Here is a 2544-nt window from a genome sequence, read left to right as displayed (position 1 = left end):
TGTCCCCCGTCGCCCGGAGCTTCGATCTCCGGGCGACGGGGGACATGTGGTCGCTCGACAGGATCAGCTGCCGCGTGGCGTCGCGCAGGAGCACGACGTTCAGGACCTCGGCGTTCTCCAGGAGTTCCGCCTCGAGATCGTCGTCGATCATGCCTTCCGTCGCCAGCAGCGCGAGCGAGGCGATCTGCGCGCGTTCCAGACGCGCCAGCAGGTAGTCCTCGCGGTAGCGCGCGACGGAGGGCACGAAGATGAACACTTCCGCGAGCATCACGAAGATGATCGTCAGGATCAGGAAGCGTCCCGAGAGGGAGTTCACCACACGAAGCTAGCCTTTCACACCTCAGGGGACCGCGCGCTGCACCAGGCGGACGACCCGCTTGACCAGCGCGCTGTCGAACAGCTTTGGAGAGAAATAGGCGCCCGCGGCCCTTTTGTTAATCTCTCCGAGCGTCGGGTAGGGCGCGACCATTCCGGCGACGGCCGACATCTTGAGCCCGTTGGCGATGGCGAGCGCCCAGGTCTGGATCAGCTCGCCCGCCTGCGGGCCGACGATGGTGGCGCCGACGGGGCGGCCCTTCACGACCATGACCTTGGCGAAGCCGCGCGCCTGCCCCGTCGCAATGGCGCGGTCGTTGTGGGCGAAGTCGGCGCGCGCTACGAACAGCTTCGCACCGTGCAGCTTGCGGGCCTCGGCCTCCGTCAGGCCGACCTGCGCGAGCTCGGGATCGGTGTAGGTGACCCATGGGATGTGGTCGGTCCGCGCCTTCGCGGGCAGGCCGAAGAGCATCGGGCGGATGATGACGCCCGCGTGGTAGCCCGCGACATGCGTGAACTGGAGGCCGCCCGCCGCGTCGCCCACCGCATAGACGCGCCGGTTGGTCGAGCGGAGGCCCCGGTCCACCGTCACGCCCTTTCGGTCGTAGCCCACATGCGCCGTTTCGAGGTCGAGACCGTCGACGTTCACCTGCCGCCCCACGGCGACCAGCAGGTGCGAGCCCTCGAAGCGGCGGCCGTCCTCCGTCTCGATCGTCACGGCGCCCTCGGTCCCGGAGACGGACGCGACCTTGGCCCCCTCCTCGATCGCGATTCCCTCGGCGCGCAGGGCGTCGAGCACCAGCGCGGCGGCCTCCGGGTCGTCCCGGCCGAGCGCCTTGGCGCCCTCCAGCACCGTGACTTCGCTGCCGAGGCGGCGGTGCGCCTGCGCCATCTCCATCCCGATGGGCCCGCCGCCGATGATGACGAGGTGCCGGGGCCGCTCCCGCAGGGCGAAGATCGTCTCGTTCGTGTGATGCGGCGTCTCCGCCAGGCCCGGGATCGGCGGAACGAAGGGGCGCGAGCCCGTGGCGATCACGAAGCGGCGCGCGCGGATGCGGTGGGGGCCGGCCTCCACCTCCGTTTCCGAGACGAAACGCGCGCGTTCGCGGATGACGTGGACGCCGAGACCCGCGAACCGCTCCTCGCTGTCGACGGGGGCGATCGTCCCGATCACCGCCTCGACGTGGTCCTTGGCCGCCGCGAAGTCGGGCGCCGGATCGTGGCCCGCGACGCCGAAGGCGCCCTCTCCCGTCTCGTGCGCCTTGTGGCCTGCGGCGAGCAGCGCCTTGGACGGCACGCAGCCGTAGTTGAGGCAGTCGCCGCCCATCTTGTGGCCCTCGATCAGGACGACCCGCGCCCCCATCTGCACCGCGCCCGCCGCGACGGAGAGCCCGCCGGAGCCCGCGCCGATGATGCAGATGTCGGTCTCGATCACGGACATGGGTTTTCCTTTCTCAGAGCCCGCGACGCCCGCGCAGCAGGCGGAGGCCCACCGGCAGCAGCGCGAGCGCGCAGAGGCCGAGGATCGGCAGGAGGATCTGCGGCTGGAAGATGATGCCGAGGTCCGGCGTCTCGCCCCGCGCGAAGACCTCGCCGAGGCCCGCACCGACCGAGGTGTAGACGATGGCGCCCGGCATGATCCCGAAGAAGGTCGACACGGCGAAGCGGCGGAGCGGCACGTCGAGGAAGGCCGGCACGAGGTTCGCCACGAAGAAGGGCACGACCGGCACGAGGCGGATGAGGAAGAGCATCGACCACTGGTTCTCGTCCAGTCCGTCCTTGATCTTTTTCACCAGCCCCTCCGACCCTTCGAGCCGCGCGGCGAGGCGGGCGCCGAACCCCGCGCGCACGGCGAGGAAGATGGCGCTGGCCCCGAGCGTCGCGGCGGCGATGTTGAAGAGCGCGCCTGGGAAGGTCGCGAAGAGGAAGCCGCCCGTCAGCGTCGCCACGGTGGCGCCGGGCAGCGAGAAGGCGACGATCAGCGCGTAGACCGCGACGAAGGCGGCCACGGTCGCCACGTAGTTCGCGTCGCGGAAGGCGATCAGCGCCTCGCGGTTCTCGGCCAGCGCCTCGAAGCCCAGGTAGTCGCCGAAGAGCCACCAGCCGAGGGCGGCGCCCGCCGCGATGGCGGCGATCGGCACGAAGCGGGCGAGGCTGGATCTGCTGTTCTCGGTCACGGCGTCGGTCATGGCTGCACTTCCGGTAGGGTCTTGGCAAGTAGATGACCCA

General features: G+C 70.4%; 2 protein-coding genes and 1 pseudogene. All 3 read right to left on the bottom strand.

From position 1 onward, the window contains the following. A pseudogene (locus tag ACTS11_RS06815) lies at positions 1–319 on the bottom strand (sensor histidine kinase); the annotation flags it as partial. A gap of 21 nt (positions 320–340) precedes the next feature. Further along, entirely contained in the window at positions 341–1756 is a 1416-nt protein-coding gene (locus ACTS11_RS06810; RefSeq protein ID WP_442639577.1) for a dihydrolipoyl dehydrogenase family protein, read from the bottom strand. A 13-nt stretch (positions 1757–1769) separates the two neighbouring features. Further along, a complete protein-coding gene (locus tag ACTS11_RS06805; protein ID WP_442639576.1) occupies positions 1770–2504 on the bottom strand; it encodes a TVP38/TMEM64 family protein in 735 nt (244 codons plus the stop codon). Positions 2505–2544 lie beyond the last annotated feature (40 nt).

The organism is Roseicyclus sp. (assembly GCF_052168335.1).
Taxonomy (GTDB): domain Bacteria; phylum Pseudomonadota; class Alphaproteobacteria; order Rhodobacterales; family Rhodobacteraceae; genus Roseibacterium.
This window is presented reverse-complemented; position numbering and strand designations above follow the sequence as displayed.

Coding starts and splice junctions, on each gene's coding strand:
- ACTS11_RS06810 (WP_442639577.1), bottom strand. CDS start 1,756: ATGTCCGTGATCGAGACCGACATCTGCATCATCGGCGCGGGCTCCGGC.
- ACTS11_RS06805 (WP_442639576.1), bottom strand. CDS start 2,504: ATGACCGACGCCGTGACCGAGAACAGCAGATCCAGCCTCGCCCGCTTC.